This is a genomic window from Hymenobacter sp. BT559 (genome assembly GCF_016427535.1).
In the GTDB taxonomy this organism is placed as follows: domain Bacteria; phylum Bacteroidota; class Bacteroidia; order Cytophagales; family Hymenobacteraceae; genus Hymenobacter.
Map to the genome: position 1 here is coordinate 1 of NZ_JAELXV010000003.1, position 22,849 is coordinate 22,849.

Below are 22,849 nucleotides of genomic sequence, written 5' to 3' on the forward strand. Positions count from 1 at the left end.
CATCCTGAGCCAGGATCAAACTCTCCATTGTAAAATATTCCTACACCTAGGCGAACCTAGGCTGATGTCGAGTGCTATCCTTGCTCGTAGTTGACGTTTGTCTAATTCGATTTCGCTTGTTTCCCATCAGCCGAAGCTGACAAGACACTTACTATTTTGTCTATTTCCGTCATTCAAAGAACGTGTGCCACACTCAATTAGTGTAACCGTGTGAGCTAGCTGAGTAGCTCGTTTTCTTGCCGTTTGCAAGCCCTGTTTGTGATTGGGAGTGCAAAGGTAAGAAAAGTTTTTTTAATCTGCAAATTTTATTTTCGATTAAAATAAAATTCTTTGTCGAAGTTGAGGTCAGTTTGTGGTGAGCAAGTGGCCTCTTTCGGTTTGGGAGTGCAAAAGTACGAAGACTTTTTGACTTTCCAAATTTTTCTTTAAAAATTTTCGCTGGCGTTTTCGAGTGAGTCAGCCGCTAACCCAGTCTCTTTCGGATTGGGAGTGCAAAAGTACGATTTTATTCTTATAAAGCAAATCTAGCCCGCAAAAAATTACTTTCACTTATTACGGCGAAGCACTAATAAGCTGGCTTACTGGCGCTTTATTTTTAGCCATCGGTAGGATTCTTTTACTAAGATACCAAAAGCCCACCTAGCATTGATGCTAGGTGGGCTTTCTATACTGTATATACAGTCACGATTAGCTTAACTTCTTATATCGAACTCGCTTGGGCTCTACATCACCTAGGCGCTTTCGCTTGGCTTCTTCATAGTCAGAGAAGTTTCCTTCAAACCATACTACTTCGGAGTCGCCCTCGAAGGCGAGAATATGAGTGGCTAGGCGGTCGAGGAACCAGCGGTCGTGACTGATAATAACAGCGCAACCAGCAAAATTCTCTAGGGCATCTTCCAACGCTCGAATTGCATTTACGTCGAGGTCGTTGGTGGGCTCATCTAATAGGAGTAGGTTAGCACCTTGCTTTAGCGTCATAGCTAGGTGCACGCGGTTCTTTTCTCCACCTGATAAAGTGCCAACCTTTTTCTCTTGGTCACCGCCACCAAAGTTGAACTTGCTAACGTAGGCGCGCGAATTGACGGGGCGGCCAGCGAGCAGCATCGTTTCGGTGCCTCCCGTTATTGTATCGAATACTGACTTAGCAGGGTCGAGAGAGTCGTGCTGCTGGTCGATGTAGGCGGTTTGTACGGTGGGGCCTACTTGGAAGGTACCAGCATCGGGCTGCATCTGGTCGGTGATGAGGCGGAAGAGCGTGGTTTTGCCCGCGCCGTTGGGCCCGATGATGCCTACAATACCGCCCTGGGGCAGCGAGAAGTTGAGGTTTTCAAATAGCAGGCGGTCGCCAAAGGCTTTACGCAGGCCTTCGGCTTCAATAACCTGGGCACCTAGGCGGGGGCCATCGGGGATGAAGAGCTCAAGCTTCTGCTCCTTGTCTTTGGCTTCTTCGCTGACTAGCTTGTCGTAGTTAGCGAGGCGGGCCTTGCCTTTGCTCTGGCGAGCCTTTGGCGACATGCGTACCCAGTCGAGCTCGCGCTGCAGCGTTTTAGCACGTTTGCTCTCGGCGTTTTCTTCCTTAGCTAGGCGTTCGGTTTTTTGCTCGAGCCAGCTACTGTAGTTGCCCTTCCATGGAATGCCGGTACCGCGGTCGAGTTCCAGAATCCAACCAGCTACGTTGTCGAGGAAGTAGCGGTCGTGGGTTACGGCAATAACCGTTCCTTTATACTGTTGCAAGTGCTGCTCGAGCCAGAGCACGCTTTCGGCGTCTAGGTGGTTGGTTGGCTCGTCGAGCAGCAATACATCGGGCTCTTGCAACAGCAGGCGGCACAGGGCCACGCGGCGCTTCTCGCCCCCCGAGAGGTTGCCGATAACGGCTTCCTGCGGCGGCGTGCGCAAGGCATCCATCGCGCGCTCTAGTTTGCTGTCGAGGTTCCAGGCATCGAGCTGGTCGAGGCGCTCTTGCACGGTGCCCTGGCGCTCGAGTAGCTTATCGAAGTCGGCATCTTCGGCGCCAAAGGCTTCGTTGATTTCGTCGAACTCCTTAAGTAAGGCTACCGTTTCGGCTACTCCTTCTTCTACTACTTCACGCACCGTCTTGGTGGGGTCGAGCTGCGGCTCCTGCTCTAGGTAGCCTACCGAGTAGCCAGGCGAAAAAACTACTTCGCCCTGAAACTGCTTGTCGACTCCGGCAATAATCTTGAGCAAACTCGACTTACCCGAGCCGTTGAGACCGAGCACACCGATTTTAGCACCGTAAAAAAACGAGAGGTAGATATTTTTAAGAACTTGTTTTTGAGGCGGGTAAATCTTACTTACCCCAGCCATGCTGAAAATAATGGTGGGCTGGTCGGACATAGAAGTGCGTTAGGGAGTAAAAGCCAAAAGTAAAGTGCACCTAGGAGCCATTGCCACTACGCTGGCAGGCCCTGTGCGCACCTTACTGCAAAGAACGGCAACTGCCAGCCACAGCCCGGCTCTGGCCAGTACAAAATATTAGGCGAATACGCCTTTTCCCCGTAAACTTGTATTTCATTCTTTCCCTTTAGTTCGCTGCTAAACCATCAGTAGCGGGCTCCTTCCCGATTACACCGACTTTCAATGGAACACCCCGACCACCCGCTCACGGAAGCCCGCCGCTACGGCTACGTGGAAGATGGGGGCGTGTGGCTGCGCCCGACCTTGGGCCAGCCTGCCCGCCGTATTGGCCAGGTGAAGGATACCGACGATGATGCGCTGCGCTATTTTGCCCAGCGCTACGAGGCCTTCCGCGGCAAAGTCGATGAACTGCTCCAGCGCCTAGAAACCGCTGATAACCAAGGCTCTTACTTGATGAAGATTCTTCATCTGCAAGAGCAATGCAAGCAGCACGACGGCCTAGGTGACTACGAGACCCTACACCGCCGCCTGCGCGAGGCCGAAGACCAGCTAAAGGTTTCGGTGGCGCGCAACCGCGAGAAGAACCTAGCCACGAAAATTAGCCTCATCCAGCAGGCCGAAGAGCTGAGCGATAGCATCGAGTGGATTTCGGCCAGCGAGAAGGTAAAAGAGCTGCGCCAGGCCTGGCTGAAAACCGGCCCAGTTGATAAGGAGCTGACCGATGAGCTAGAAAACCGCTTTCACGGCGCCGTGCAGCTGTTTTTTGACCGGCGCAAGGCTTTCCAGACTGACCGCAAAGCGCTGGCTCGCCGCACTGTGGACCGCTACCGCGAGCTAGTGAACCAAGCCGAGGTGTTGAAGAACTCGGACCAGTTTGAAGCCACTTCGCGCCAACTCAAGCAATTGCAAACGGCTTGGCGCGATGTTAATGGCAACTTGCCCAAGAAGCAGGCCGCTGAGCTATGGACCAAGTTCAGAGCGGCTAACAACCACTTCTTCGAGCGGCTTAAGCAGCACATCGAAAGCCAGCGCGTAGCGGCAGCCAACGAAGGCCGCTCTAGCGTGCCGTCTTCGGCAGAGGAAAGCTTGGTGCGTAAGCGCGAGCTAGCCAATCGGGCCGAAGCCCTACTCAGCGTGCCTTCTAACCAGGCAGTGAACCAAGCCAAGGCTTTACAGGCCGAGTGGAAGCAAAGCGGCGCCGTGCGCGGCCCCGAGTCGGACCGCCTATGGCAGCGCTTTATGCTGGCTTGCGACAAGGTATTTGAAATGAGTGCCTTGGACTACTACCTGCGCAAGCGTCAAGCCGAAGGCACCACTGCCACCCCTGTAGAGCGTGCCCAAGCTGCTACTACAGCCCTGCGCAAGTTTATCGAAAACGACCGCCAAGAGCTGGACCTGCTGCGCGATAACCTAGACAAGCTCAGCTCGGCCCCGGCCAATGACCAGTTTCGACAGCTGCTACAAGGAAAAATTCGCACCTTTGAGCGCAAGATTCAGACTAAGACTGAGCTAATTGCGATTTTCAGCGCCACTGTTCCTTCTTCCGGCCGCTAACCTCCGTTAGCTCGGTGCCGTTGTCACCTTAGCGGCTTACATTTACAAACCTTTTTTCACGCCACATCTTCTTCTTACTATGTACTGGACTCTCGAACTTGCTTCCTACTTGGAAGATGCGCCCTGGCCCGCCACCAAAGACGAACTCATCGACTTCTCTATCCGCTCGGGTGCCCCGATGGAAGTAGTAGAAAACCTTCAAGGCTTGGAGGACGATGGCCAGCCCTATGAGAACATTGAAGAAGTGTGGCCTGATTACCCAACCAAAGAAGACTTCATGTTCAACGAGGACGAGTACTAGGCCTCGACTTGTAGCATAGCTTATCGCTGCTAAAAGCAAAAAGGCGCGTACCCCCGGGTACGCGCCTTTTTGCTTTTAGAAACTTACCAATGGCCTGTTATGGGGGCTATTCTCGCTGGCTGGCGCGCCCCCGTACTAATTGCCCAATAGAGCGGAGAAAGGGCCACGCCGATACTGAATTCATTATTCGCAGGTTATCGGTCCACGAGGTCTTCTCATCCAGAAACTGAAAGATGCGCTCGACGGGGTTGCGCTGAAATAGCTGCGTGAAAATATCGCGGGTTTGTTCGCCGCGGCGCTGCATAATGTCGAGCAACAACGTATCGAAAAGGTGGAACTGCCACTTGTCGCCGGTAGGGTCGGCGGGCGGGTGGCCAGTAGTAGCTAAGGCCTGCGCTAAGCGCGCCGATTGGGCCTGAATGCGCTGAAAGGCGTAGCCCGTGCTGGGCTTGGCCCGCCCGGCCCGCGTACCTAGGTTGATGATATGCGCGCCGACGCGGGCCGGCAGCGGGTGGTCGGTCATGGGAATGGCGCCGACCTCTTCGGCTGTTACTTGGTATTCGCTCGCCGACAGCCCTAGGGTATGCTGTAGATACTCTACAATGGCTGCCTCGTAGGCCGCTTTGGCTAAGGGGGTAGCCGAGAATAGCGTGTATTCGACCAGCGCCCGGCGCGGACTATAAGGCAACACGTAGATAAACCGGGCTTCGTGGTGCTGCGCGCCACGGAAGTCCATAAACTCCATCGCCTGCGGGTCGAAGACATCGCGCGTGGTTTCGACTTCCCAGCCCACGAAGTGCTGAAGCAGGTACCGATACGTGGCTGGCTGCGTCGTGATAGCGGGTGGGCGGCTATCAAACGCGTAGCGAGCGGCAAAAACCTGCCCCGTAGTGGTGCGGGCTTCCACGCCTGTAGATGTGTTTACTAGGTCGGCTACTTCGGCGCGCACGAGCGTAAACTGCGCTGGCCGGACACCTAGGGCGCGGTGCACAAACTGGTAAAAATCCAGCCCGCGCAGGGTGCGATAGGTATACTTTTTCAGGTTAAAGGTTCGTTCAAAGCTTGGGCTACGGAAGGCGATAGCATGCCACTCGTGCGTGGCTATTGCATCGAACAGCCCCGGCTCGTCGGCCCAAAATGACCATGTGCGGTCGTTCTGGTCTTTGGCTTCGGGCTCTATGAGCAGCACCCGCTTGCCTGCTAAGCGTGGCTCCTGGGCTAGGTGGTAGGCTAAGCTGAGGCCTGCCGCGCCCCCCCCCACTAGCAGATAATCGTAAGCCGGAGCGGAAAGGGAGGCAGCTGTGTTCATGAGGCAAAGATGCAGTAGCCACGCTTGGTATTTGCACGCGCCGTAGTTTAGTAGTAGGTTCGTAATGACAATGCTGCGCAGGGTCTAATTATAGTATTATATTATCTTGCAGCATTGTTTTTACGTTATACGCCATTTATCTAGCATTATGAAATTGTATTCTGTTCCTTTTTCTAAATTAGCTTTAGCGGCGGGCCTAGGCTTGATGGGCTCAGCGGCGCAGGCCCAAACCGTGCTTTGGGCGGCCAAGGTGGTGGATGTTTCTTCGCAGAAAGGCACTGGTAAAGCGCCCTTCTCGGCCGATAAAGTGCTGGGGGCACCTAATGCTTTACCCCTGGGCGAAAGTAGTAATGAGGCATGGGCACCCGGTAAGGATGGTGCTAATGAATCTATAGAAGTACGCTTTGCGCGGTCGGTAAAGGCCCAGCAGGTAACGGTTATAGAAAACTTCAACCCTGGCGCTATCACCAAGATTGAGCTTCTGGACACCAAAGGGGGACGCCACGAGGTATACAAGAACACCACGCCTGGTCCGATTCCGGTGGCATTTCGCACGCTCCAGGTAAAGTTCAAACCAGAGAACTACCTCACCATTGGGGCGGTGGTGACGATGAACGCGGCCAAGGTGCCCGGCGACAACCAGATAGACGCCATAGGGGTGGCTAACGTGGACGTGCAGATTGTGAAGCAGGACTTCAAGAATGCCGCCTCGGAAGTAGAGACCGTGCAGATGGACTCGACCCTTAAGAGTCTAGGTACCAACGTTAACAGCAAGTACACGGATACACACCCAGTTATTTCACCCGACGGCCGCACGCTGTTTTTTGCTCGCCAAGGCCACCCCGGCAACCGCGGTGGAACTCGCGACCCGCAGGACGTATGGTACTCAAAGCTTGAAAGCGGGCAGCGCAAGACCTGGGGCCTAGCTAAGAACCTAGGCACGCCACCCAATAGCCCAGAGGACCCCAACGGCCTTGCGTCGGTATCGGCCAATGGCCAAGTAGCGCTGCTCATCGGCGTATACGTAGATGGCTTGATGGAGCCCAAGGGCTTCAGCACCAGCCGCCACACACCGGGCGGGTGGAGCAAGCCCCTCAAAGTAGAAATCGATAACTATTATAACAGAGACCCCGAGCATATCGACGCGTATCTGGCCACGTCGGGCAAGGCGCTGCTGATGGCTGTAGAGCGCACCGATGGCCAGGGTGGCCAAGACTTGTATGTGAGCTTCCCGAAGCCCGATGACATCGGGGTGCAGCCCGACCCCAACCGGCCCGTTACCTGGACCAAGCCGCTTAACCTAGGACGTAAAATCAATACGCCAGGGTCGGACTTTGCTCCTTTCTTGGCAGCCGATGACAAGACGCTGTACTTTGCTTCGGACGGGCACGGTGGCTACGGCAAGAGTGATATTTTCTACTCTAAGCGCCTCGACGACACCTGGACCAACTGGAGCCCGCCGCGCAACCTAGGGCCGGTCGTAAACTCGCCTGACTTCGATGCTTACTACACACTGTCGGCAGCTGGCGAAGATGCTTACCTGGTGTCCTCGCGCAATGGCATTGACGGGTCTAAAGACATTTTCCGCATTGCCTTGACGCCCGCTTTCAAGCCCGACGTAGTGACACTGGTGCAGGGCAAGGTGCTGGACGCCGTGACAAAGAAGCCCATTCGGGCTATCATTCACTACGAAAACTTGATCACAGGCGAGGAAATTGGCGTAGCAGAGAGCTCGCCCGTCGATGGCTCTTATACAATTGTGCTGCCAGCCGGCGTGCAATACGGCTACCGTGCCGAAGCCCCTGAGTATATTGCTGAAAACGCGAACCTCGACGTATCGGCCGTTGATAAATACTCTGAGAAGACTCAGGACTTGTTCTTGGTGCCCTTCAAGGTGGGCCAGAAGGTGCGGCTCAACAACATCTTCTTCCCGCAGAGTAAATTTTACTTGCAGCCCAGCTCCTTCCCCGAGCTGCTGCGCCTCGTGAAGATTTTGAAGCAGTACCCAACTGTAGAAATCCTCATTGGCGGGCACACCGACAACCAAGGCGACCCGGCCCTGAACATGAAGCTGAGCGAAGACCGGGTGAACGAGGTAAAGAAATACCTAGTAGCCAAGGGCATTTCAGCGGAACGCCTCAAGACCCAAGGCTTTGGTGGCACGCAGCCTATTTCGAGCAACGAGCAGGAAGAAACCCGCCGCTTTAACCGCCGGGTAGAGTTTACGATTACGAAGAAATAATTTTCAATCTAGTGCGTTTGCCGGGCGGGCTGCTTTCAAGAGCGGTCCGCCCGGTTATTTTTTGCCCCTACCCTAGTTGCTGAGTGCCCTGGTATCTTCACCGCTTCTTATCTCTGCAAGCAGGCCAAGCTAGCTAGGCAGAGCCAGAAGCTGTTACCTTCTAACCTTTTGCCTTAGTGCCAGATACGTCTATTTACTGTACTCGCCATCTGTCCCGTGTGCTACTAGCGCTGGCGCTGCTAGCGTGGGCGAAGCCGGTGGCGTGGGCGCAGGATGTGTACTTCTCGCAGCCCTTGGCCAATCGCCAAGCCCTAAACCCGGCCTTTGTGGGGTTGCTCGACGACTATAGCGGCACGCTAAGCTTTCGCAATCAGCATCCGACACTGGCGGGCACCTTCCAGACGACGCAGCTGGCTGGCGAGTGGCGCTTGCCGAGCGCAGGCTTGCACCATGCCCTAGGGCTACTCGTGAACCAAGACCGCACCGGCGAGGTTGGCTACACGCGCTTTGAAGTGGCTGGCCAATATGCCTACCACACCCGCCTCACGCGTGAGCTAGCCCTAAGCGGGGGCGCCAACGTGGGCTACGGGCGCCAGCGAGTGGGCTACGACAACTTCGTGTTTGGCGACCAGCTAGCGGCCGATGGCAGTATCAGTGGGCCTTCCGCCGAAATTTTGTCGGCTTACCCGCCGACTAACTACTTCACCCTAGGGGTGGGGGCCGTGCTATATGCCGAGCAAGCCTGGCTCAGTGTATCGGGGCAGCACCTCAACCGGCCGAGCCTCGGCTTTGCTACGCAGGCCGAACTCCCGCTGCGATTGAACGTAAGCGGGGGGTATAAATTCTTTGTGCAGCACCCCACGGTAGGCCGCGGTACCAACGATGTACGCGAAATCAGTTTTAGCCCCGTTGCTTCTTACACGCGCCAAGGTGGCTCGCAGCGCACAGAGGCCGGATTGTACTTTAACGCGCAGCCAGTAACGCTCGGCGCGACGTATCGGAACCTAATTTTTGCAAATAAAGAAGGTACACAACATGTGTTAGCCGCAATACTTGGCCTCGAATACGGGGACTTTCGCATAGGGTACAGCTATGATGTTGGGTTGAGTCAACTAGCTCAGGATTTGGGAGGTGCGCATGAAATAACTTTCACCATTCGTGCGTTTGACAAAGCCGAGAGCGCGTACCGACGGCTGCGGAGGCGAAATTATCCGCTTGCCGCTTGCCCATTTTTCTGATTTTTTGTAATATTGCAACCAAATAGCTAGTATTAAACTTTAGCGTCTAGACCAGAATCCTTTTTATCATATGAAATTTTCTCCAACTATTAGTCTACTGGCCATGGGGGCGCTGGCCCTCGCCAGCTGCAGCGGCAGCAAGAAAGGCACGGCCACGAACCCCGGCAAAAGCTCTTCGACTACTGGCATCGAGTACAATACCGATGAGGGCATGAAGGTGTCGAGCTTCAAGAAAATACCGACCGGCCCGGGCCTGGTATACATTGAAGGCGGCCGCACCGTGCTGGGCACAATGGAGGAAGACGTGACGAACACGCACGACAATATGGAGCGCACGGTGACTATCGCCTCGTTCTATATGGACGAAGCGGAGGTGGCCAACATTCACTGGCTCGAATACCTGCACTACCTGCGTAAGGACTCGACCGAGGAGCAATACAAAGCTGCTCTGCCCGACACTACCGTGTGGGCCCGCGACCTGTCGTTCAACGACCCCTATGTAACTTATTACCTCCGTTACCCCGGCTTCCGCTACTTCCCGGTAGTGGGTGTAAACTGGCTGCAAGCTGACCGCTACTGCACGTGGCGCACGGCCAAGGTTAACGAGAACCTAGGTAAGAGCGGCGGCTCGTCGAAAGGCGGTGGCCTGTTTGGCAAAAAGAAGAAAAAAGGCGACGATGCTGGCGCTGCTGCCGCTGGCTCGGCCGAAGGTGCTGGCGCCCTTGCTAATGGTAAAGGTGGCCCGTCTATCGAGCAGGGCACTTCGCTGCCCAACTACCGCCTCCCTACCGAAGCTGAGTGGGAATACGCCGCTCAGGCCCTCGTAGGCACTCAGGAAGTAGGCAACGAAAACCAAGAGGTGAAGCGCATCTATCCCTGGGATGGTCGCTCGACCCGCAATGCCTACGGCCGCAAGCAAGGCCAGTTCTTGGCTAACTTTAAGCGTGGCCGTGGTGACTACGCTGGTATTGCCGGCAGCCTGAATGACGGCGCCATGATTACGGACTACGTGTACGCTTATCCGCCCAACGACTACGGCCTGTATAACATGGCTGGCAACGTAAACGAATGGGTACAAGACGTATATCGCCCGCTCTCGTTCCAAGACGTAGAAGACCTGAACCCCTTCCGTCGCAACGGCGTGAGCGACCCCGAGGGCAAGTACGACAAGAAAGGCTACCAGTCGCTGATTGACGACCACGTGCGTGTATACAAAGGCGGTTCGTGGCGCGATGTGGCGTACTACCTCTCGCCCGGTACGCGCCGCTTCATGGCTGAAGACTCGGCCACGGCTACCATCGGCTTCCGTTGCGCGATGATTAACGCTGGCTCTAATAAGTAAGCCTATACCACGGCTTCGCCGGAATTTATAGTTGTAAGAAAGGCCGCCCAAATGGGCGGCCTTTCTTATTTATTCCTAGGTTAAAAAGAGTCAGCTACAAAATCCGACTCATCGACAAATCCGACGAATCCGCGGTCCCGACAGCTATTCGGCACAGGCGATGGTAGCGATGCTTACCTGGCAGGCGCCTGCAGCTAAGAGCGCCACGCCGCATGCCTCTAGGGTAGCGCCGGTGGTCAGCACATCATCAACCAACAAGATGTGGCGACCTGTTACTTCTTGGGGCTGCGCTACCTCAAAGACTGTCGCCACATTCTGCCAGCGCTCGGTGCGGCTTTTGCGGGTTTGGGAGGCGGTGTGCTCAGTACGGCGTAGAGCGGCCGCGCTCCACGAGCAAGGCAGAGTAGCCGCCAGGCCGGCCGCAAACGCGGCGGCTTGGTTGTAGCCGCGGCGAGCCAGCTTGCGGCGGTGCAACGGCACAGGCACAATGAGGTCAAACTCGGGGCCTAGGCCGGCCGCGGCTAGCTCAGCCCCGTAGAGCTGACCTAGGGCCTTGCCCACCTCTTGCTGGCCTTGGTACTTGAGCTGGTGTAGCAAATGCTGGACTCGCCCATGCTGCAAAAACCGTAGATAGCTGAGGGTGTGTGCCACCGGCAGCTTGCCCCAAAAGCGGCGGCTCAGAGGATTTTGGGCCGCGGGCAGCAGGTGGTAATCGGTATAAGGAAGCTCGGCGCGACACGTAGTGCACAGGTGCTGCTCGCCGACCACTAGCGCAGCTTGGCACGCCAAGCACGCCTGCGGAAAAAACAAGGCTATGAAATCGGTGAGGCAGGCGCGCAGCATGGGCAGGGTAGTGCCAAGTGGGGCGGTAACTTTGAAGCTGAAGCCGCTGCTCACAGGTAGCGGCCTACTACTAGCGCTACAATAGTAGCTTATTTTCTACTGATTATGTCTCTCACCACCGATTTTAACGACTACCGCCAGCGCATGAACGAGCGGGTGATGTCGTACGACAACAAGGTTATCAAGCGCTTTTTCAACCTTGACACCAACGCCTACGCCGAAGGTGCGCTGCCGGTGAAGGTAAAGGAAATGCTAGGCCTGGCTTGCTCGCTGGTGCTGCGCTGCGACGACTGCGTGAAATACCACCTAGGCAAGTGCCACGAGGAGGGCCTGAGCGATGACGAAGTATTTGAAATCTTCTCTATTGCCAACCTCATCGGCGGCAGCATCGTCATTCCGCACTTCCGCCGGGCCGTGGAGTATTGGGAAACGCTGCGCGCAGAAGCCGCCCTTGGTGCCGCGCACCACTCAGCCACCCACCCGCCGCATGAGCACTAATAACTTCCAGGACGCGGCCGGGCACGAAACCGAGGCCGCATTCAACGCCCGCTGGGAGGCACTGCTAGCCACCATGCAGGAGCGGTTTGGCCGCCGGCCCGACCTCAACGCGCTGCTGCTGCTAATAGGCGTACAGGAGCTAGGGCAAGGTGTAGCCGACTTTACGAAGGAGCAGAAGCAAGACCTTATGCACATTGCTACGTGCAAGCTCTTTAGCCTTAGTGGCTATTATGAGCTAGCGCGTGTCGATGACGAGGGCTGGCCGCACTATAACCTGTTGCAGCCAGTACCATTTGCCAACCTCAAGGAGCAGGAGCGCATGCTGAAATGGCACATCCTGGAATATTTTGATGCATTGGAAAACGAGGATTGAGTACACGCTGGTGCGGGCTCTTTCCTAGGTTCCTATTTTCTATCGCTTCGCTTGAAAATCGTTTCTTATAACGTCAATGGCCTGCGCTCGGCCCTGAGCAAGGGCCTGCTTGACTGGGTGGCCGACACCCGGCCCGATGTGCTGTGCCTGCAAGAGATAAAAGCCGGCACCGCAGCCCTCGACGTGAGCGGCCTCACCGACCTAGGGTACCATGCCTACCTGCACCCGGCCCAAAAGCCGGGCTACAGCGGCGTGGCTACCTTCAGCCGCGTGCAGCCCAAGGCGGTGGTGACGGGCTGCGGCGAGCCGCTGTATGACAACGAAGGCCGGGTACTGCGGCTCGATTTTGAAGGAGTATCGGTGCTGAACACCTATATGCCCTCGGGCACGAGCGGCCCGGAGCGCCAGGCGTTTAAGGTGGCCTGGCTGCACTACTTCCGGTCCTATGTGGCTCGGTTGCGGCAAGATGCCACAGCGGGTCCGTTGGTGATTGGGGGCGACTATAACTGCTGCCAAACGCCCATCGACCTGCACAATCCCAAGGCCAACCAGAACAGCCCCGGCTACACCCCCGAGGAGCGGCAGTGGTTTCGCGATTTACTAGCCGATGGCTTCATCGACTCGTTTCGGCACTTGCACCCCGATGCTACGGGCCACTACTCGTGGTGGAGCTATCGGGCGGGCTCGCGCAAGCGCAACGTGGGCTGGCGCCTCGACCACCTACTGCTCGACCAAGCCCTGCTGCCGCACCTGCGTGCATCGGGCCTCTGGCCCGACGCGGTGCACTCCGACCACTGCCCAGCTTGGGTAGAGCTTGCCGTTTAAGCCAAAAGAGCCGCCCTGGTGGGGCGGCTCTTTTGGCTTAGTGCGAATAAAAGGACAACAATCAAGGAATCAGAATGCAGGACAAGAATAAGTGGACGTTTAGCGATTGAGCACTAAGCGCTTGGCGGCCAACTGCTGGCCGACTGCATTGCGCAGTACTACCTGGTATATCCCCATGGGCAAGCCGGCAGTAAGCAGCGTGGCAGACTGCGCCTCGCTGCTGACGAACTGCTGGCGAAGTACTTGCCCTAGGGAAGAATAAATGATGACGGTGCCGCCCGCTGCCACCGAAGCCGGCAAGCGTACTGACACGGGGCTGTCGCCCGCCGGGTTAGGATACAGTGCAAAGCCTTCGGCAGAGCCACTGGCGGCCAGCGTAGCCACCGGGGAGAGCTGCTCGCTGCCCCCTAGGTCTACCTGACGCAGGCGATAGTAGAGCACCGTGCCCGCGGGGGCTGTGGCATCGAGCAGGCGGTACTGGCGCGTGGCCGCACTGGCGCCCGCGGCGGCCACCTGGCCCACCGCCTGGAAACCCGCCTGCGGATTAGTGGCGCGCTCTACTACAAAATAGGCGCTACGCTGCTCGCTAGCCGTAGCCCACACTATCTCTACCGCCGCAGTGCCCGCAGGGCGGCTTGCGCCAAAGCTGGTGAGCACTACCGGCAGAGGACCCGCCGGTGAAATAGCTTGTAGGGTCCCACGGTCATCTGCAAAGGCCGAGTATACCCGCGCATTGTTGAGGAGGCTGGCAGTTGCTTTTAGCGTGATGCTTACCTGAGCAAAATTGCGCGTGGTGCGAAAGCTCACCTCCTGCTTACCGCCAGGCAGCAAATTGGCGGTAAGCAGCGAGTTGCTGGTAGCCGTTTCAAGTACGTTGCCCGCCGCATCGTGTGTCGCCAGCACAATGTTGGCCAATACGCTTGCGTCGAGCACTGTATTCTGACCTAGGACGACACCCGCCCGGTTGCCCACTACACCAGTAGTAGTAAGTGGAAACAGCACCTGTGTTGAGGACAAAGCGCCAATGCCTTGGTTGAAGCTCAAATAGGGCGAGCCCGTGCTTGGCGCTGTGACGCCACTACTGCAAAGCGTACAGATACCATTGTTTTTTATCGTATAGTTGTTTTGGCTGAGCGGATACGAGGTAGCAACGGTGTTCGCCGTGAAGCCCACATTTTCGAGGCCAAAGCCATAGTAAATGTTCAAGTTGTTGAGCAAGTCGAGCACGGCCGTGCGCTCGATGCTCACCTCATCAAAGGAAGCCGTCGCCGGAAAGCTGATAAGTGCTTTATCATTAGCGAGCAGTGTTAGCTGAAGCGGGTTGGTTGCGGTCGCTGTTTCTTGCAGCACCCCATTGCGGTAGGTGCGCAGGCGTAGGGCGTTGAGCACGCCTAGGTCGAGCAGGCCCGCGTTGCCAATCACAAACCCGGCGCGATAGCCGGTGGCAGGCACAGTGCCCGGCAGCTGCACTCGTAGCGTGCCGCCGCAGCCCGTGCCAACTGAGGCGAGGCTACTAAACGACGCGTAGTTAGTAAGGTCGGCGTCGACGGCCCGCTCGGGGTTGTTGATGCCGCTGCCGACGCACAAGCCGCCCCCATCGGGGTTAGCCGTGCTGTAGCGGTCGGTTGAGGCTTGGGTGAACTGCGACAAAAAGCCCTTCACCTGCTTCGGGGTTTCGGGCCCGATGGCGTAGGCGTAGTGAATTTTGGTGGCCACGCCCAGCTGCACCGCTTGGCCAAACGTTATTTCTACCCGGTCGAAGGGGGCTTGGCTCACAAACTCCAACTGCGTGGGCTGCCCGGCAGGCGCTAGCAATGCTAGCTGCACCAGCGAGGCATCTACCACCTGCTCTTGCTGAAACGCTGCCCCTAGGTAGGTACGCAGCGTGATAGTGCCCAGGGCCTGCAGCTGGAGTGCTTGCGATAGCCCCAGCAGCGAAGGCGAATTGGTGGTGGAAACCAGCACGCCCGCCCGGAAGCCAGCTTGGCCGGTGCCAACCAGCGGCAGCCGCACTGTAACCGGGCTGGTGGTAGACACGGTGACGGTGGCCGTGAGCTGCTGCTGGGCAGCTTCACTGGCGAGGGCCAAGCTCACGTTAGGGCCACCTGCTGGCACCGTAATATTTTGCCCATCAGAATAATAGGCAGTGGCGGCTTGCCCCTGCCTAACTAGTGGCAGCAGCAATAGGAGCAACAGCAACAGCCTGAGTTGTCTATGGCGCTTACAAGCGATTGTCAAAAATGGTACTATTTTCATAGCAGATAGCATTCTGAAAGAAGAAGAGCGGGGATGCTATCATTTTCCCCAATGATATTGCCACTGTATTTAAATATTTAATAAACAATAGGTTAACAAAAATCAGAAATCTATATTTTCCCAAAATGGAAACCCATTCTAATAAATAGACAAATTCAGAATCTTTGTAAGCTAAAAATTCGTATTTTTGCTTAACTACCATTGAGTTACGTTACCCTGCCCAATTATAAACTTTCCAATAATTTATTTCCTCTCTTATTTATCGACAGCTAGCTGAATAAGCTGGTTGCCGCTTTTTACCCATGATAGCAGCAGCGACTTTTGACATATGGCTATTAGGAAACAACGAGGCATATAGCAACTTGCTCAGCCACTACCTAGGCCGCAACCCAGACTACCGCTTGCGTCGGTTTTCTACCGTTGCCCTGGCCCTGGCCAGCGCCCAGGAAGGCGAGCAGCCCGAGGCAATTATTTTTGATTGTGGGCCAGCCCCCGATGCCGCCGCGCGGCGGGCCGTGCAGCAGTTGCGCCAACTGTTGCCCCAGGCCGGCTTGTTTCTGATTTCAAGTCAGGCCGACATTAGCACGGCCGTGGAGTTGGTGCGGCAAGGCGCCTCCGACTACCTCGTGAAGGACACTACCACGCCCGACCGCCTGTGGCAGCTACTGGCCCAAGCCTGCCAACCCCGGGCCACGCCGCCCAGTCCCAAGGGCACCTGCCCCGAGGCCGCCAGCCTGCTCCTAGGTGAGCACAGCAGCATGCAGCGGGTACGCGAGCTTATTACCAAGGCTGCCCGCACCCTCATTACTGTGTCGATAACGGGCGAAACGGGCACGGGCAAGGAGCTAGTGGCCCAGGCCATCCATGCCCAGTCGGGCCGAGCCAGCCAGCCCTTTGTGGCCGTGAACATGGCCGCCATTCCGCGCGAGCTGCTCGAAAGCGAGCTATTTGGCCACGAGAAAGGTGCTTTTACGGGGGCTACGGCCCGCCGCGTGGGCCACTTTGAGGCGGCCAACGGGGGCACGTTGTTTTTAGACGAAATAGGCGACCTAGAGCTACCGCTGCAAGCCAAGCTGCTACGCGTGCTACAAGAGCGGGTCGTTACCCGCGTAGGTGGCTCCAAACCCGTGCCCTTCGATGTGCGGCTGGTAGTGGCTACGCATCGCGACCTGGCAGCCGAGGCGCGCGCCGGGCGCTTCCGCGAAGACCTTTACTACCGCCTACTGGGGCTGCCGATAGAGCTGCCGCCCCTGCGCGCCCGCGGCAACGACCGGCTCTTACTGGCCGACTACTTTGTGAGAAATTTCAGCCACGCCAACCGGCTGCCTATCCGCAGCTTCGAGGCAGAAGCCAAACGGCGCCTGCTAGCCTACCCTTTTCCGGGCAACGTGCGCGAGCTGAAGGCCGTGGTAGAGCTAGCCGCCGTGCTGGCCGATGGCGCGCACATTGGCGCCGCCGACCTGCCGCCCCTGCAGGTGCCGGCTGCGGGGCGCGATTCTAGCATAATTCCTACCGCCACTGCTAACGGCACTATGCCTTCGCTTCGCGAGCAAACGCTGGCTATTATGCAACATGCGCTGCTCCAAACGCAAGGCGACGTAGTAGCTGCCGCGGGCCGCCTACGCATCGGCCGCTCTACTATGTACCGGCTTCTACAAAGCGGCCATTTGCGGCTACCGCAAGACTAGGGCGGCAGACGCCTTAGGTAGAAATAAGTAGCTTAATGCTGGTACTGCACTTGCAAACCGGCTCTTTTGGGACAGCTTACTTCTTAAATGCCTTAATTTTACACGAACCCAGACTGCCTTTCCAGAGTTAAGTTTGTAGATGCTGCCTCGCCACGGTGGAGCGCATATTTCTCTTATCCTTTACTAGACTTTATTATGTGGTTTTTGCTTTTCGGCCTTATTGCGGCCACTGCCATTCTTGCACTTGAAACGGCCCGCCGGGTACGTAACCTCGTAACCCCAGCTCCGGTGGTAGCTCGCTAGCCTGCTTCTGCGGTCTTAAAACAAGAAAAGCAGCCTAGACTAGGCTGCTTTTCTTGTTTTAAAACTTTCGGACCGCTGAGCGGCAGTTACTTAGCGAATAATGAGCTTGCAGAGTTGGCTGGAGTTATCAGCCTCTAGCTTAACGTAATATAACCCGTTAGCAAACTTGCTCAGGTCTAGGGTCTTGGTAGAGTGCTCATTGAGCTCGCTTAGCGTTTCGCGGTACATTACGGTACCAATCACGTTGAGCACGCTAACTTCGGCACGCCGGCCTTCGAGGCCGCTAATGGTAAGGTGAATGATACCAGTGCTAGGGTTCGGATAAACTACTAGGGTGCGCTCCTCCGCTACGCGGCCCGTAACGGCTTGGTGATGCACAGCGGGCGCCGGGGCCGCCTCAGCGGGCAGCGCGAGGCTACCGCGCAGCAGCCCTAGGCTTGCCAACAGCATACCACAAAATAGTACTCGTGTTTTCATAGCGATATCAACCAGAATAGCTTAGCTGGGTGGGATTAAAGTTACGGCTAGCTAAAAAATTGGTTTTACAAAAGTACAGCAACTTGCCTATATAAACTACGCTAAAATGCAATATAACGCCAGTAAGCGAGTTTAGCCCTGATTATCCTGTGCCATCATCCCAAAATTTTATTTCTGACACGGCCGATGTGGTATTAATCGGGGGGGGGCTGGCCGGACTGGCCGCAGCCCTCGACCTAGCCGGGCGTGGGCACCGGGTGCTGGTGGTAGAGCGCAAGCAGTATCCCTTCCATCGGGTGTGCGGCGAGTACGTGAGCCACGAGGTGGGCCCTTACCTGCGCCGGCTCGGGGCCGACCCAACGCCGCTAGGGCCGGCCAGCCTCACCAAGTTTCGGCTATCGTCGCCAGCTGGCCGCGTGCTCGATAGCCCACTCGACCTAGGGGGCTTTGGGGTGAGCCGCTACCGGCTCGACGACTACCTGTACCGGCTGGCGCTGGCGCGCGGCGTGGAGTTTGTGCTACCCGCTACGGTGGCCGACGTCACGTTTGACGACCAAGCGGGCCGCCACACCCTGATACTGGCCGATGGCCGCCAGCTTACGGCCCGGCTGGTGCTGGGTGCCTACGGCAAGCGCAGTGCGCTCGACCGGCAGCTAGGCCGGCCGTTTTTTGCGCAGCGCTCGCCTTACCTTGGCGTCAAGCACCATTTGCGCCTGCCGGGCTTTGCACGTGATGTCATTGCGCTGCACAATTTTCGGGATGGCTACGCCGGCATTTCGGCCATTGAGGACGACAAGCTGTGCTTTTGCTACCTCACCACCCGCGATAACCTTAAGCGCAGTGGGGGCACCATTGCGGCCCTAGAGGCGGGCGTGCTGGCTCAAAACCCACACTTGGCCGACATCTTGCAGCATGCCGAGCGGCTGTATGCCCAGCCCGAGGTTATTAACGAAATCTCATTTGCCCCCAAGCAGCCCGTGGAGCAGCACCTGCTGCTGCTCGGCGATGCAGCCGGGCTCATTACGCCGCTGTGTGGCAATGGCATGGCTATGGCGCTGCACGGAGCCGCGCTGGCCGCACCGCTGGCCGACCAGTTTTTGCGGGGGCAGCTACCTAGGCCGGCCCTAGAGGCGGCGTATGCCCAGACCTGGCACCGCACCTTTGGGGCGCGGCTGCGGGTGGGGCGAGCCGTGCAGCGCCTGTTTGGCGGGCCCACGCTGAGCGAACTGGTGGTGGGCGGCCTACGCTACTGGCCGGCCGCCGTGCGCGCCCTCATGCGCCAGACCCACGGTAAACCTTTCTGAAGGTACATTATTTGGAGATTAGCTTTCCGAAATCACCTAGGTTGCGTAAGTAAAGCTTTTGCGAATGGTTACTTGTTAGCGGTTATTGGTTAATTCCTTATCCAGAGCCGATTACTCCCTAACCCCTACCGATTAACTGTTATTCTGAATGCCCAGCTACCTGGGTGCCATTGGCACCGCCCTCCCCACCCACCGCCTAGCCCAGCCCGTCATTGCCGATTTTATGGCGCGGGCGCTGGAGCTAGATGACTCAGGAGCGCGCAAGCTGCGGGCGCTGTACCGGGTGTCGGGCATCGAGCATCGGTACTCGGTGCTCCCCGACTACGGGCGCACCCTAGGCGACTACGAGTTTTTTCCAAATACGCCAGGGCTCGAACCCTTCCCGAGCGTGAGCCCGCGTATGGCGGCCTACCGGCGCGAGGCGCTGCCGCTGGCCCTGGCCGCGGCGCAAGACTCCTTGCGCCAGGCGCCGGGCGTGGCGGCCGATAGCCTCACGCACCTCATCACAGTGAGCTGCACGGGCATGTACGCGCCGGGGCTCGATATTGAGCTGGTGCAGGCCCTAGGGCTGCGCCCGAGCGTGCGCCGCACCTGCGTCAATTTTATGGGCTGCTACGCGGCCGTGAATGCCTTGCGCTTGGCCGACGGCATAGTGCGGGCCGCCCCTGCCGCTCGCGTGCTGGTGGTGAGTGTGGAGCTGTGCACGCTGCACTTCCAGAAAAGCCACGCCGAAGACCATATCGTGAGCAACGCGCTGTTTAGCGACGGGGCGGCGGCCGCCCTGGTGCTGGGGCAGCCGCTGCCCGGCCCGGCGCCCTATCTGGCTATGCAGGCCTTCCACTGCGGCCTCGAGCCCGAGGGCACCCGCGATATGGCCTGGCACATCGGCGACACGGGTTTTGAAATGACGCTATCGGGCTACGTGCCGGCGCTTATCGAGCGAGGTATCGGGCAGCTCATTGCGGGGCTGTTGCATGAGTTGCCAGTGCAGCTGGCCGACATCCGGCAGTTTGCCTTGCACCCTGGTGGTCGCAAGATACTGGAAGCTATTGAGCAGGCCCTAGGGCTCAGCAAGGCTGATAATCGCTTTGCCTACCAAGTGCTGCGCGACTACGGCAATATGTCGTCGGCCACGGTGCTGTTTGTGCTGCGCGAGCTACTGGCAGCCGCCACACCCGCCAATAGCGGGGCGCCCGTGCTCAGTTGCGCCTTCGGACCCGGGCTTACCCTAGAGGCCATGCTGCTGGAAGTGTGTGCGTAGTAGGTCGAAAGGCTTTCTATCCTTCTCCTAGGTCGCCCTCTTTACTCGGAGTAGCTGCTAGCGATGCCGCTTGTGCTGGCGCAAATAGGCCAGCAGCTCAGCGGGGCGGTCGGTTTGGATGAGCGTGGCGCCGTGGGCCAGCAGCCAGCCCCAGCCGTCGGCGGGCTGGCCTTCTTCGAGGCTGCGCTCGTCGTCGTGGCCGGCATCTAGGCTTGCCCACAGGCTGTTGAGCCAGATTTTAGAACCAGTGGCGGGGATGGTCTGGTAGGCGGAGCGCAGCAGCACGCTATCGGTGGGGAAATTCAGCTCGTAGGCCACCGGCTTGAGTTTGGTCTCGTACTCGCGCAGCACGGCGGCGGCTTCGGGCTGCTGCAAATTCACGATGGGCATGTACAGCAGCTGGCTGGTGAGTAGGGCGCCGTGCTCGGCCTTCACTTTTTCGTAGGGGTAGGCCGACTTGATAACCGCGTGGTCCACAGTGCCGGTTTTCACCAGCACGTCGTAAGCTTCTTGAAAGTAGTCGTAGCCCTTGTCGATGTTTACCATGACGCGGCCCTTGGCGGCTAGCATGCACTGCTCGAAGCTCGGGATGCGCTGCCGGGTGGGGCCGCCGTGCTGGTTTTTGAGGGTGAATTGCTGCAGCTCGGCCCAGGTGTAGTCGGCGGGGCGGCCTTTGCCCGTGGTAGTGCGGTCGAGCAAGTTATCGTGCATGAGGATGAGCACACCATCCTTGGATTTCTTGAGGTCGATTTCAACCATGTCCACGCCCATCTTGATGGCCGACTCGATGCCGCGAATGGAATTTTCGGGCTCATTCCGCCAGTCGGCGCGGTGCGCTACTACTAGCACTTGGTTGCTTTTCGTGTCTTTGAGGGTGCGAATGATGGCCTGCACGGGCTGCTGCGCTAGCGCCGAGCCGCCGAGCAACAAGCCAGCTAGGAGGGGTAGGAAAAACTGTTTCATAAGCTGAGTACTACTAAAATTGAATTTGTCATGCTGAGCCCGCGAAGCATTTTCTCACGTTAGAATTGGTAACTCTAACGTGAGAAGATGCTTCGCGGGGCTCAGCATGACAGACGTAGTGCGCGCATATCGCTCAAGTGCCGAGACTTAATAACCCGGATTCTGGTACATGCCCGTGGGGTTCAGCTTGGCTTCGTTGAAGGGAATGGGGTAGTAATAATCCTTCAGGCCGAAGTTAGTGAGCTGAGCGATGCCGAAGTTTGCTTGGCTTTTTGCCCGGAAGTAGTCCGTCAACTGCTGCGGCGTGAAGGCGCGCTGCAAGTCAAACCAGCGCTGGTTTTCGAAGGCTAGCTCGACGCGGCGCTCGTGTAAGATGGCAAGCTTGAGTGTGGGGTACTTGGCGCTGTAGCTGGCAGTGGCGCTGGCCACGGCATAGCGCGGCAGGCCGGCGCGCTCGCGTACCTGGTCGAGCTGGCTGATGGCATTGGCCTCGTCGCCTAGGTAGAGGTTGGTTTCGGCGAGCAGCAGCAGCACGTCGGCGTAGCGCAGGAGCAGCCAGTCGTTGCCACCGTATCCGGTGGTGCCGGCGGTGGCGCTGGCATCGCGGTACTTGGTGATGAAGTAGTCTTTCACCACGGCCGCATTGGCGTACTTGATGGAGAAATCCTTGCGCACGTCACCGGTTTCGTAGTCGAGCACGAGGTCGGGCGTCACGTTGCCGCCCACCCCGGTGTTAGGGCGCAGCGAGTTGATGGTCTCACCCTGGGCTTGGTAGTTAGCGGCGATGCGCGACGAATAGTTAATATCGCCCTGCCGGTACACGATGCGGAAGATGGCCTCGGGGTTGTTGGTCTTCTTGGTCACGTCGAACACGTCGGCGTAGGGGATTTCCTTCAGCAGCCCGAAGGTGCGCTTGCTGTAGGCCGCCGTGAGGTAGGTTTTAGCCTGGGTCAGGTTGGCGCTGCGGTTGGCTTGGTCGAGGGTGGTGGCCATGGTTAGATACACCTTCCCTAGGAGGGCATTGGCCGCGATTTTGGAGGCGCGCCCGGTATTGGCTGCCGACTGCGCATCGGGTAGCGGGCTGGCGATGACGTCCATCAGGTCGGCCACTATTTGGGCATACACCTTCTCCTTTTTCTCGCGGAAGGTATTAGCCGCCACGGCATCGGGGGTAGTGAGCGGCTGGGTCACGAGCGGCACATCGCCCCACTCGCGCACTAAGTTGAAGTACGTGAGCGCCCGCAAAAATTTGGCTTCTGCCTGGTACTGGGTTTTGGTGCTGGCTTGGGCGAAGTTCACCGTTTCGGAGCCCGCCAGCACGTAGTTGGCTCGCGTGATAATCTGGTACAGCGCCGTCCAGTGGTTTTGGAGGTAGGAGTTACTGGGTAGCAGCGAAAAGGCGTTGAACTGGAAGGGCTCGCCGGCGTTCGACTGGTTGTCGTTGGTACCAGTGTTGTCCGAGCGCTGCTCGCCGTAGAGGTCGCTGCCCTCGGCCAGGCCGCTGTTGTCGTGCAGGGCGGTGTACACGCCATTGAGGGCCAGCAGCACGTCATTCTCCGAGCGGTAGTAGTTGTCGGCGGCTACGGCATTGGGGTTATTTTCTACCAGAAAATCCTTCTTGCACGAAGCCAGCAGCAGCAGGCTGCTCAGCAGCCCTAGACCGAGGCGGGAGGTAGCAGTGGTTTGAAGACGCATT

The 22,849-nt window shown here is 57.6% G+C and carries 18 protein-coding genes; 11 read left to right on the forward strand and 7 right to left on the reverse strand.

Annotation, left to right across the window (positions count from 1 at the left end):
• Nucleotides 1-687: 687 nt before the first annotated feature.
• Nucleotides 688-2,355 (reverse strand): energy-dependent translational throttle protein EttA, encoded by a 1,668-nt coding sequence (ettA, locus tag JAO77_RS10885; RefSeq protein WP_198990419.1) that lies wholly within the window; start codon nucleotides 2,353-2,355, stop codon nucleotides 688-690.
• Nucleotides 2,356-2,598: 243 nt separating this feature from the next.
• Here ettA and JAO77_RS10890 point away from each other — a divergent pair, with 243 nt between their 5' ends.
• Both JAO77_RS10890 and JAO77_RS10895 read left to right on the forward strand, forming a co-directional pair.
• Nucleotides 2,599-3,930 carry a DUF349 domain-containing protein gene (locus JAO77_RS10890; protein ID WP_198990420.1) on the forward strand — a complete coding sequence of 444 codons (1,332 nt, stop codon included), beginning with the start codon at nucleotides 2,599-2,601 and terminating at the stop codon, nucleotides 3,928-3,930.
• A gap of 79 nt (nucleotides 3,931-4,009) precedes the next feature.
• Nucleotides 4,010-4,231: a DUF2795 domain-containing protein gene (locus JAO77_RS10895; RefSeq protein WP_068339058.1), complete on the forward strand. Its 222-nt coding sequence runs from the start codon at nucleotides 4,010-4,012 to the stop codon at nucleotides 4,229-4,231.
• Between the two features lie 106 nt (nucleotides 4,232-4,337).
• Here JAO77_RS10895 and JAO77_RS10900 read toward each other — a convergent pair whose 3' ends face one another.
• Complete coding sequence (locus tag JAO77_RS10900) at nucleotides 4,338-5,540, reverse strand: lycopene cyclase family protein (RefSeq protein ID WP_198990421.1); 1,203 nt, start codon at nucleotides 5,538-5,540, stop codon at nucleotides 4,338-4,340.
• Nucleotides 5,541-5,688: 148 nt separating this feature from the next.
• Between JAO77_RS10900 and JAO77_RS10905 the strand changes: the two genes are divergently transcribed.
• The 3 genes from JAO77_RS10905 (at nucleotide 5,689) to JAO77_RS10915 (ending at nucleotide 10,362) form a co-directional block, all read left to right on the forward strand.
• On the forward strand, nucleotides 5,689-7,782 hold the full coding sequence (locus tag JAO77_RS10905) for an OmpA family protein (RefSeq protein WP_198990422.1): 2,094 nt from the start codon (nucleotides 5,689-5,691) through the stop codon (nucleotides 7,780-7,782).
• A 218-nt stretch (nucleotides 7,783-8,000) separates the two neighbouring features.
• Nucleotides 8,001-9,020, forward strand: a complete 1,020-nt coding sequence (locus JAO77_RS10910) for a PorP/SprF family type IX secretion system membrane protein (RefSeq protein ID WP_198990423.1) — start codon at nucleotides 8,001-8,003, stop codon at nucleotides 9,018-9,020.
• Between the two features lie 70 nt (nucleotides 9,021-9,090).
• On the forward strand, nucleotides 9,091-10,362 hold the full coding sequence (locus JAO77_RS10915; RefSeq protein WP_198990424.1) for an SUMF1/EgtB/PvdO family nonheme iron enzyme: 1,272 nt from the start codon (nucleotides 9,091-9,093) through the stop codon (nucleotides 10,360-10,362).
• 144 nt (nucleotides 10,363-10,506) lie between these two features.
• Here the strand turns inward: JAO77_RS10915 and JAO77_RS10920 are convergent, their stop codons facing one another.
• Nucleotides 10,507-11,259: a ComF family protein gene (locus JAO77_RS10920; RefSeq protein WP_370550104.1), complete on the reverse strand. Its 753-nt coding sequence runs from the start codon at nucleotides 11,257-11,259 to the stop codon at nucleotides 10,507-10,509.
• A 51-nt stretch (nucleotides 11,260-11,310) separates the two neighbouring features.
• Here JAO77_RS10920 and JAO77_RS10925 point away from each other — a divergent pair, with 51 nt between their 5' ends.
• The 3 genes from JAO77_RS10925 to JAO77_RS10935 are packed head-to-tail and all read left to right on the forward strand — an operon-like array spanning nucleotide 11,311 to nucleotide 12,901.
• Nucleotides 11,311-11,703 carry a carboxymuconolactone decarboxylase family protein gene (locus JAO77_RS10925; RefSeq protein ID WP_198990425.1) on the forward strand — a complete coding sequence of 131 codons (393 nt, stop codon included), beginning with the start codon at nucleotides 11,311-11,313 and terminating at the stop codon, nucleotides 11,701-11,703.
• Nucleotides 11,693-12,076, forward strand: a complete 384-nt coding sequence (locus JAO77_RS10930; protein ID WP_198990426.1) for a hypothetical protein — start codon at nucleotides 11,693-11,695, stop codon at nucleotides 12,074-12,076. The genes JAO77_RS10925 and JAO77_RS10930 overlap by 11 nt, the downstream gene beginning before the upstream one ends.
• 51 nt (nucleotides 12,077-12,127) lie before the next feature.
• Nucleotides 12,128-12,901 (forward strand): exodeoxyribonuclease III, encoded by a 774-nt coding sequence (locus tag JAO77_RS10935; RefSeq protein WP_198990427.1) that lies wholly within the window; start codon nucleotides 12,128-12,130, stop codon nucleotides 12,899-12,901.
• Nucleotides 12,902-13,000: 99 nt separating this feature from the next.
• Here JAO77_RS10935 and JAO77_RS10940 read toward each other — a convergent pair whose 3' ends face one another.
• Nucleotides 13,001-15,100: a T9SS type A sorting domain-containing protein gene (locus JAO77_RS10940; protein WP_198990428.1), complete on the reverse strand. Its 2,100-nt coding sequence runs from the start codon at nucleotides 15,098-15,100 to the stop codon at nucleotides 13,001-13,003.
• A 359-nt stretch (nucleotides 15,101-15,459) separates the two neighbouring features.
• Between JAO77_RS10940 and JAO77_RS10945 the strand changes: the two genes are divergently transcribed.
• Nucleotides 15,460-16,845 (forward strand): sigma-54-dependent transcriptional regulator, encoded by a 1,386-nt coding sequence (locus tag JAO77_RS10945; protein ID WP_198990429.1) that lies wholly within the window; start codon nucleotides 15,460-15,462, stop codon nucleotides 16,843-16,845.
• A 393-nt stretch (nucleotides 16,846-17,238) separates the two neighbouring features.
• Here JAO77_RS10945 and JAO77_RS10950 read toward each other — a convergent pair whose 3' ends face one another.
• Complete coding sequence (locus JAO77_RS10950) at nucleotides 17,239-17,598, reverse strand: T9SS type A sorting domain-containing protein (protein ID WP_198990430.1); 360 nt, start codon at nucleotides 17,596-17,598, stop codon at nucleotides 17,239-17,241.
• Nucleotides 17,599-17,774: 176 nt separating this feature from the next.
• On the opposite strand from JAO77_RS10950, the gene JAO77_RS10955 reads away from it, so the two are divergent.
• Nucleotides 17,775-18,929, forward strand: a complete 1,155-nt coding sequence (locus JAO77_RS10955) for an NAD(P)/FAD-dependent oxidoreductase (protein WP_370550108.1) — start codon at nucleotides 17,775-17,777, stop codon at nucleotides 18,927-18,929.
• 148 nt (nucleotides 18,930-19,077) lie between these two features.
• Entirely contained in the window at nucleotides 19,078-20,190 is a 1,113-nt protein-coding gene (locus JAO77_RS10960) for a type III polyketide synthase (protein ID WP_198990431.1), read from the forward strand.
• A gap of 57 nt (nucleotides 20,191-20,247) precedes the next feature.
• Here the strand turns inward: JAO77_RS10960 and JAO77_RS10965 are convergent, their stop codons facing one another.
• Together JAO77_RS10965 and JAO77_RS10970 are read right to left on the reverse strand one after the other, a co-directional pair.
• Nucleotides 20,248-21,153 carry a glycerophosphodiester phosphodiesterase family protein gene (locus tag JAO77_RS10965; RefSeq protein WP_198990432.1) on the reverse strand — a complete coding sequence of 302 codons (906 nt, stop codon included), beginning with the start codon at nucleotides 21,151-21,153 and terminating at the stop codon, nucleotides 20,248-20,250.
• 147 nt (nucleotides 21,154-21,300) lie between these two features.
• Nucleotides 21,301-22,848 (reverse strand): RagB/SusD family nutrient uptake outer membrane protein, encoded by a 1,548-nt coding sequence (locus JAO77_RS10970; protein ID WP_198990433.1) that lies wholly within the window; start codon nucleotides 22,846-22,848, stop codon nucleotides 21,301-21,303.
• Nucleotide 22,849: the final 1 nt, after the last annotated feature.

Bases quoted from the DNA above. Each gene is read 5' to 3' on its own strand.
- JAO77_RS10950 (WP_198990430.1), bottom strand. From the start codon at position 17,598: ATGCTGTTGGCAAGCCTAGGGCTGCTGCGCGGTAGCCTCGCGCTGCCC.
- JAO77_RS10915 (WP_198990424.1), top strand. From the start codon at position 9,091: ATGAAATTTTCTCCAACTATTAGTCTACTGGCCATGGGGGCGCTGGCC.
- JAO77_RS10960 (WP_198990431.1), top strand. From the start codon at position 19,078: ATGCCCAGCTACCTGGGTGCCATTGGCACCGCCCTCCCCACCCACCGC.
- JAO77_RS10930 (WP_198990426.1), top strand. From the start codon at position 11,693: ATGAGCACTAATAACTTCCAGGACGCGGCCGGGCACGAAACCGAGGCC.
- JAO77_RS10925 (WP_198990425.1), top strand. From the start codon at position 11,311: ATGTCTCTCACCACCGATTTTAACGACTACCGCCAGCGCATGAACGAG.
- JAO77_RS10965 (WP_198990432.1), bottom strand. From the start codon at position 21,153: ATGAAACAGTTTTTCCTACCCCTCCTAGCTGGCTTGTTGCTCGGCGGC.
- JAO77_RS10900 (WP_198990421.1), bottom strand. From the start codon at position 5,540: ATGAACACAGCTGCCTCCCTTTCCGCTCCGGCTTACGATTATCTGCTA.
- JAO77_RS10895 (WP_068339058.1), top strand. From the start codon at position 4,010: ATGTACTGGACTCTCGAACTTGCTTCCTACTTGGAAGATGCGCCCTGG.
- JAO77_RS10970 (WP_198990433.1), bottom strand. From the start codon at position 22,848: ATGCGTCTTCAAACCACTGCTACCTCCCGCCTCGGTCTAGGGCTGCTG.
- JAO77_RS10905 (WP_198990422.1), top strand. From the start codon at position 5,689: ATGAAATTGTATTCTGTTCCTTTTTCTAAATTAGCTTTAGCGGCGGGC.
- JAO77_RS10890 (WP_198990420.1), top strand. From the start codon at position 2,599: ATGGAACACCCCGACCACCCGCTCACGGAAGCCCGCCGCTACGGCTAC.
- JAO77_RS10945 (WP_198990429.1), top strand. From the start codon at position 15,460: ATGATAGCAGCAGCGACTTTTGACATATGGCTATTAGGAAACAACGAG.
- ettA (WP_198990419.1), bottom strand. From the start codon at position 2,355: ATGTCCGACCAGCCCACCATTATTTTCAGCATGGCTGGGGTAAGTAAG.